Below are 7,464 nucleotides of genomic sequence, written 5' to 3' on the forward strand. Positions count from 1 at the left end.
TTGTCGGGCAGCCGGACCAGCGGTCTAGGAAGTCGCCCGCGCGGGCAGGGGGAGGGGGAGCGCGGGCAGGCCGTCGACGCTCGTGCCGTTGAACTCCTTCGACGCGCAGTAGGCGGCGAACTCCTCGTAGTCCATGAACGGGACGGCGTACCCGCAGCTGTCGCTGATCCGTTCCGCCGCGACGAGGATGACGGCGCGCAGCCCGGCGGCGCCCGCCTGCTCGGCGTCGAAGTGGGTGAGCAGCTCGGGGAAGCGGGGATCGTCCCGGAAGACCGGTTCGCCGCGGCCGTGCACCCGCACGATGGTCGGTGGCCCGGTGAAGGCGCACCACATCAGGGTGATCCGGCCGTTCTCGCGTAGGTGGGCGATGGTCTCCGCGTGGCTGCCGCCGAAGCCCAGGTAGGCCAGGGTCCGTTCGTCGAGCACGGCGAGCGTGCCGGCCCGACCCTTCGGGGAGATGTTCACGCTGCCCTGGGCGGACAGCGGCGCCGACGCCACGAAGAAGATCACCTGCTCCTCGATGAACGCCCGGAGCCGACCGTCGATGCGCTCGTAGGTCTTGCCCATCCCCTCAGTACCGGCCTCGTCTCGACAGCGTTACATCGTTTTCCGGCTGGCCGGAATCCGACCGGCCGGGGAGATGCGGGCCGGCATGACGAAGAAGACCGAATGTTGACCCTCCACGGCCGGATCGGATGGGGCACAGTGGCGAAATGGACCCGAGACGTGATCCGGCGAGGCTCAGCCTCGCCAGCTACCCTCTGAGCCAGACGATGCCCACGCGGTTCAGCGACATGGACAGCTTCGGTCACCTTAATAACGTCGCCATCGCCTCGTTGTACGAGGACACCCGAGTGAGACTGCACACCCGGTTGCTCCGCCCCGAGGACCCGGGTGGCCTGCCCGGGTTCACGCCCGTCGTCGCACAGCTCAGCATCCACTACCTGGCCGAGGCGCACTATCCCGCCACCTACGAGATCGGCCATGGGATAAGCCGGATCGGCGCGTCGTCGTTCGTGCATAGTGCCGGCCTCTTCCTCGACGAGGTCTGCCTGGGGCTGTGTGACACCGTCATGGTGCACCTGGTCGACGGCGTTCCCACCCCGCTACCTCCGGACCGGCGCGCCCTGCTGGAGTCGGTGTGGTTCCCGGTCCGCGCCGGTGGTCCGTCGCGGACGAGCGAGGAGGATGCGGACATCGCCACATCGGCGTCCCCGGCGTCCCCGTCCCCGGCGGTGACGCGGTCCGCGGCGGGCGGGGGAGGGCTGGCCGCGGGCGGTTCGATTCCCGGCCAGCCGTCTGGTGCCCGGCCGGTCCTTCCTCGCCCCGAGCAAGATAATCAACGGTGTTGACGCCCACCCAGCTATCATGATCAATGAAAGGCCGACGGGCCCGGCAGTCCCGGCAGGCCCGGTAAGCCGATAATCCATAGCCCCAGCTGGCTGGCGACGATCCGCGGCCGGCCGGCTGGATGACCAATCAACACTGGAATTTCACCGTCCGTTTTTTTTCTATTTCGCCGCCGGTATTCCGGAACGATATTTTTCTGCGGGGAGGTGCCGTGGAGACTCGCATGGAGTTCCGCTATCTCGTCTCGTTCCTCGCAATCGCCGAGGAACTGCACTTCGGGCGGGCGGCGGCCCGGCTGCACCTGGCCCAGCCGTCGCTGAGCCAGCAGCTCCAGCGCCTCGAACGGGAGGTCGGTGTCGAACTGGTCAGCCGGACCTCCCACGAGGTGCGGCTCACCGCGGCCGGCCGTGCGTTCGAGGTCGAGGCCCGGCGGGTCCTCGACACCGCGCGCCGGGCCGTGTCGGCGGCCCGGGAGGCGGCCTCGGGCCGCGTGGGCGTGTTGACCATCGGCTTCAACTTCCCCGCCGGGCAGCGGGTGCTCCAGCCGACCCTCGTCCGGTTGGGCGCCGACTACCCCGGCATCTCCACGGTTCTCTGGGAGGCTCGCAGCGGACCGACGCTCGCTGCCCTGCACGACCGCAAGGTGGACGTGGCGCTCGTGTTCGGCGGGGCGCCGGCCGCCGGGCTGCAGTCGCGACGGATTCTCACCCTGCCGCTGGTCGCCATCGTCGGCCACCACCATCCGTGGGCCGACCGCCAGCAGGCGTCGTTCCGGGAGCTCGCGCGCCAACGGTGTGTGTTGTTCCGGCGGGAACAGAGCCCCGCCATGCACGACGCGATCCTCGCCGCCGCCGGCCGGGCGGGCATCAGCCTGACGGTCGCCGACGAGGTCGACGACTCGAGTGCCACGGGGATCATCGTCACGACGAAGTCGGTTGTGGGATTCGCCTCGTCCGTCCGCAGCGGTTTCGTGCCCGGCAAGGGCCTGGCGGCCGTGCGGCTCGTCGAGCCGGTGCCCACCGTCGGGGTGCAGGTGGTCTGGCACCCCGACCCGCCGCCCGTCGTCGAGGCGTTCCTGCGCAGCTTGGACAACGCGGGTCCCTTCGGGGAGGACGCCGTCCCCGCACCTCCCGCACCGCAGGTGCCGGTCCTCGCCCACGACGGGCAGCCGGCTTCCGGCGGCTGAGCCCGCACCCCTGCGGTACCTTTCGCGGCACCCCCGGCACTTTCGGGCCCCCGTGGCACCTTCGGGCCCCGTCGCCGGGCCGGCCCGATGTTCTTTGTCACGGGCCCGTTCGGCGGCGGCCCGTGTAGATGGCGATTGGCCGGGGCAATCGTCCGTTCGAAAGTTCCGTATTGCCGGCGACGGCGCCACCCAGCAGCATCGCGGATGACAGCGGAAATCCTCGCGCACCCTGGCGCCGAATGTTCCACATGTTCCCAACGGAACACCAAGAGCGGAACATCAAGATGAACGGATGAACGTATGCGGTTGACCGTCCTGGGCTGCCGGTCGGGAATGCCGACCGGCGGTCAGTGCAGCTCCAGCTACCTCGTCTGCACCGCGGAGACGAAGATGCTGCTGGACTGCGGCCCCGGCGCCGCGACGGCGCTGAGCGCGCTGGGGCACCCCGCAGCGCTCGACGGTATTGTGATCAGTCATCTGCATTCCGATCACTGCTATGATCTCCTCCCGCTGGGAAAGGCATTGCTGGCCAGTCGGGCCCGATATCCCATGCGATTCCCGACGCTCCCGGCACGTGATATTCCGGCGCGCAGCGAACCGATTCCTCTTTACCTTCCGCGGGGCGGCCTGGATACCTTCCAGGCATTGGCCGGGCTTTTCCCGGTCGCGACCATCCCGTTGCTGGACAAGGCGTTCGAGGTCGCCTTCGACGTCCGCGAGTACGACCCGGGGGAGACCTTTAAGATCGGCGACTGCATGGTCAGCCTGCACGGGCTGCGCCACGCGGTACCGAACTGCGGGATCCGCATCGAGACGGCGGGCGCCAGCCTCGCCTACACCGGCGACACCGGGGTGACCGACGCCCTCGTCGACCTCGCCCGCGGCGTCGATCTCCTCCTCGCCGAGGCCACTCTCGAGCTGACCGACGACAGCGGCCACGGCCACCTCAGCGCCCTCGACGCGGCCGAGGCGGCGCGGCTCGCCGGGGTGGGTCAGCTCGTGCTCACCCACTTCGTCACCGACGACCCTGAGTGGCTGGCTGCGCGGCGCGCCGAGGCCGAGCGGGTGTTCGACGGGCCGGTGCACCTGGCCGCCCCGGCCCGCAAGTTCGACATCGCATGACCTCCGCCGACGTCTTTCCGCCCCCCGTGGGCGGCGACCTGTTCCCGGGTGGCGACCTGTTCCCGGGATGCGATCACCCCTCGGGTGACGCAACTGCTCCGACGCGTGAAAGGCGACTGGTGTGACAGCCGTTTCCCGGCACGACGATGCTGCTGGACATGAACGGGACACAGGACAAGAGCGGGACGCAGGACAGGATCGCCCGGGCCGCCGTCCGCGGCGGCACCGGGCCCGGCTGGTCGTCACGGCGTTGTCCGCCGCGGTCGGCCTGCTCGCCGTGGCGGCCTGCGGCTCGGACAGCGACACCGCCTCCGGTACCCCGGCCGCGACACCGCAGGGTGACACCCCGGCGACCATTACCTTCCTGTCCTACAACTACGGCACCCCGGGTCTCGGCGGTACGGGAACCCAGGCACTGCTCGACGCCTTCGCCAAGGCGCACCCGAAGATCACGGTCAAGCCGCAGGGTGTCGCGGTGAAGGACGTCCTCACTCGGCTGCGCACCGACACCGCCGCCGGTGATCCGCCCGACGTCGCCCAGATCGGCTGGAGCAAGATGGCCGAGGCGGTCGAAGCCCTGCCGATCACCCCGGTCCAGAAGGTCGCCGGCAGCGAGTGGGAGCCGGCCACCGCCGGCATCTCGAAGAACATCCTGTCGGCCGTCTCCACCAACGGCGTCGTCGCGGCGATGCCGTACACGATGTCGATCCCGGTCATGTACTACAACGCCGACCTGTTCCGCGCCGCCGGCCTGGACCCGCAGCAGCCGCCGACAACCCTCGCCGACGTCAAGGCCGCCGCTTTGAAGATCAAGGCGACTGGTAAGGAGGGCGTCTACATCAGCGTCGTCGACAGCGGTAAGTCGGACTACCTGACCCAGTCGGTGGTGAATTCTAACGGTGGGTCGCTGGTCGATTCCTCCGGCGCGGTCACCCTCGACAAGCAGCCGGCCGTCGAGGCGCTGGCCACGATCGCCGATCTGACCGCCTCGGGTGCCCAGCCCGGGGTCAAGGCCGAAGCGGCCCTGGCCGCGTTCACCAAGGGTGACCTCGGCATGTTCGTCACCAGCACGGCGCTGCTCGCCAGCGCCCAGAAGGCGGCGACGGGCAAGTTCGAGCTGCGCACCGCGGGCCTGCCGTCCTTCGGCACCAAACCCGCCCGCCCGACCTACTCCGGCGCCGGGCTCGCGGTGCTGGCCAAGGACCCGGCCAAGCAGCGCGCCGCCTGGGAGTTCATCAAGTTCCTCACCTCCGACGAGGGCTTCGAGATCATCACCTCGAAGATCGGCTACCTGCCGCTGCGGCAGAGCGTGGCGACGAAGCTCGCCGACACCCCGATCGTGAAGCTGCTGGAACCGGCCCTCGACCAGCTCGACACCGTCACCCCCTACACCTCGTTCCGCGGGGCGAAGGCCAACCAGGCCGTCGTCGTGCTGCAGGACGAGGCCGTCGAACCGATCGTCCTGCGCGGGGCCGATCCCCAGGCGACCCTGAGCAAGGCCGCCGAGAAGATCCGCGCACTCTCCTCCTGATGATCGGCACCCGGCCCCGCGCGGCACGCCCGCGCGGGGCCCTCCCGGCCACGGTGGCACGCCGCGCTGTGCCGTGGCTCTACCAGGCGCCGGTGCTGGTGTCGCTGGCGGTCTTCGTCTACGGGCCGCTGGTCTTCGAGGCGTACCTGAGCCTGACGAACTGGGACCTGATCAAACCCGACCGGGACTTCGTGGGGCTTGCCAACTTCCGCGGCCTGTTCGAGGGCGAAGAGTTCCCCCGGGCGCTGAGCCGCACCGGCCTCTATGTCCTGGTGATGCTGCCCTTCGCGACGATCGTCCCGATGGCACTGGCGATCATGCTGTGGAAGCGGCCCGGTCGGACCAGCGACATCTACCGGGCCCTGCTGTTCCTGCCGGTGATGCTGGCCCCCGTCGCGAACGCGCTGTCCTGGCGGTTCGTCCTCGACCCGCTCGGTGGCATCGTCAACGTCGTCACCGGCGGGCTGGGCCTGGGCGAGCGGGACTGGCTCGGTGACCCCTCGACCGCCCTCGCCGCCATCTCGCTCATCACCGCGGCCCGGTTCGTCGCGCTCAACATGCTGCTCTACGGCGCGGCACTGGCCGCGATCGACCGGCGCTGCCTCGATGCCGCCCGCGTCGACGGCGCCACCGAATGGGAGATCACCCGCCGTCTCGTGGTCCCCCAACTGCGTGGCACCACGATCCTGCTGTCGTTCCTGTGCGCGGTGTTCGCCGGGCAGTGGACGTTCAACAACATCGCTGTGCTCACCCAGGGCGGCCCCGACAACACCACCGACAACGTCTACTACCGTCTGTACACTTACGGGTTCACCTACTTCGACGCCGGGACGGGCGCGGCGGCCGCGCTGACGATCGTGGTGGTGCTGTGCGCCCTGTTCGGCCTGTCGACGCTGGCCCGCCGCGCCGCCGGCACGCTCGGCGCCCCGGGCCGGGACCGGCCGACCACCCGGCTCGCGGCCGTCCTTGCCGCCCCGCTGACCGCACTGACCAGGAGGCGCCGTGCCGCGCTCTGACATCCGGGCCGCCCGCGCCGCCGGCCGGCACGTGGTACTCGCCATGGCGGTCGTCGCGATGCTCTTCCCGATGCTGTGGGCGCTGACCACCTCGTTCAAGCCGCCCGTGGACATCTACGGCGCCAGCCCGCTGCCCATCCCGGCCAGCCTGAGCAACTACCGCAACGCCATCGACGGGTTCCCCATCGGCCGGCTGCTGCTGAACACCTTCGTCATGGCGACGGGCGTGACCGTCCTGCACCTCGTCGCCGGGGTGCTCGCCGCCTGGTCGTTCGTCCGTTTCTCCCACGCCGGGCAGCGGCTCGTCTCCGCGCTGGTGCTCATCGCCCTCGTCGTCCCGCCGCAGGCCCTGATGATCCCGCAGTTCCTGCTGGTCGCCCGGCTGGGCTGGCGCAACACCTTCGCCGGGCTGATCGTGCCGCAGCTGGCCACCTGCTCGCTGGCGGTGCTGCTGCTGCGCGAGCACATCCGCGGCATCCCGCCGACCCTGCTCGGCGCCGCGACCCTCGACGGCGCCAGCCACGCCGAGACGCTGCGCCACATTGTCCTGCCGCTGCTGCGCCCCGCGCTCGCGGCGGTGGCCATCGTCGTGTTCATCACGACGTGGAACGAGTATCTCTGGCCCACCCTCGTCGCGCCCCACGCGGACACGACGACCATCCAGCCGGGCCTGCAGATGTTCGAGACCCAGGAGGGCCCAGAGTACGGCCCGCTGCTCGCCGGGGCCATGCTCGCCTCGATCCCGGTGATCATCGTCTACCTCTTCGCCTCCCGCCGCATCACCGACGCTTTCCTCCAAGCTGGCCTGAGATGAGCACCGGATGACCGACACCACCGTGACCAGCCGGCCGATCCTCGGCGAGGCGCCACCGCCGGAGCTCCCCGCCCCCAGCGGGGGGGTGCACTTCCGTGGGATCATGCGCCGGTACGGCGGCACCGGGCAGCCCGCGCTCGACGTCGCCGACCTGCATCTGCCGCACCGGTCCTTCACCGTGATCGTCGGGCCGTCGGGATGCGGGAAGTCGACCGCGCTGCGGGTCATCACCGGGCTGGAAACCCCCGACGAGGGCCGGTTGACGATCAACGGGGTGGACGTCACGGCGACGCCACCGGGCGCGCGCGGGGTCTCGATGGTCTTCCAGGACTTCGCCCTCTACCCGCATCTCACCGTCGAGCAGAACATCGCCTTCAGCCTGCGGCTCGAGGCGAAGCACAACCGCGGCCGCCTCGGGTTTCTGCGCCGGGGGGCGGGCGGGGCG

The 7,464-nt window shown here is 70.2% G+C and carries 8 protein-coding genes; 7 read left to right on the forward strand and 1 reads right to left on the reverse strand.

Going from position 1 to position 7,464, the window contains the following annotated elements:
- Positions 1 to 24: 24 nt before the first annotated feature.
- Positions 25 to 567 carry a pyridoxamine 5'-phosphate oxidase family protein gene (locus tag AC08OP_RS02945; protein WP_476612777.1) on the reverse strand — a complete coding sequence of 181 codons (543 nt, stop codon included), beginning with the start codon at positions 565 to 567 and terminating at the stop codon, positions 25 to 27.
- A 206-nt stretch (positions 568 to 773) separates the two neighbouring features.
- Here AC08OP_RS02945 and AC08OP_RS02950 point away from each other — a divergent pair, with 206 nt between their 5' ends.
- The 7 genes from AC08OP_RS02950 to AC08OP_RS02980 form a co-directional block, all read left to right on the forward strand.
- Positions 774 to 1,352 carry an acyl-CoA thioesterase gene (locus AC08OP_RS02950; RefSeq protein WP_476612778.1) on the forward strand — a complete coding sequence of 193 codons (579 nt, stop codon included), beginning with the start codon at positions 774 to 776 and terminating at the stop codon, positions 1,350 to 1,352.
- Positions 1,353 to 1,573: 221 nt separating this feature from the next.
- Complete coding sequence (locus tag AC08OP_RS02955) at positions 1,574 to 2,536, forward strand: LysR family transcriptional regulator (protein ID WP_476612783.1); 963 nt, start codon at positions 1,574 to 1,576, stop codon at positions 2,534 to 2,536.
- 300 nt (positions 2,537 to 2,836) lie between these two features.
- The gene (locus tag AC08OP_RS02960) at positions 2,837 to 3,658 is read left to right on the forward strand and encodes an MBL fold metallo-hydrolase (protein WP_476596176.1); all 822 of its coding nucleotides are present in this window, start codon (positions 2,837 to 2,839) and stop codon (positions 3,656 to 3,658) included.
- A gap of 121 nt (positions 3,659 to 3,779) precedes the next feature.
- On the forward strand, positions 3,780 to 5,189 hold the full coding sequence (locus tag AC08OP_RS02965; protein WP_476612779.1) for an ABC transporter substrate-binding protein: 1,410 nt from the start codon (positions 3,780 to 3,782) through the stop codon (positions 5,187 to 5,189).
- Positions 5,190 to 5,242: 53 nt separating this feature from the next.
- Entirely contained in the window at positions 5,243 to 6,205 is a 963-nt protein-coding gene (locus tag AC08OP_RS02970) for a carbohydrate ABC transporter permease (protein WP_476612780.1), read from the forward strand.
- Positions 6,192 to 7,019, forward strand: coding sequence for a carbohydrate ABC transporter permease (locus AC08OP_RS02975; RefSeq protein ID WP_476612781.1), 828 nt, complete (start codon positions 6,192 to 6,194; stop codon positions 7,017 to 7,019). Before AC08OP_RS02970 ends, AC08OP_RS02975 begins: the two co-directional genes overlap by 14 nt.
- Positions 7,020 to 7,026: 7 nt before the next feature.
- Positions 7,027 to 7,464, forward strand: a 438-nt coding sequence (locus AC08OP_RS02980) for an ATP-binding cassette domain-containing protein (protein WP_476612782.1), incomplete at its 3' end; no start/stop codon positions are given.

This window comes from Frankia sp. CeRuru1 (assembly GCF_977966315.1).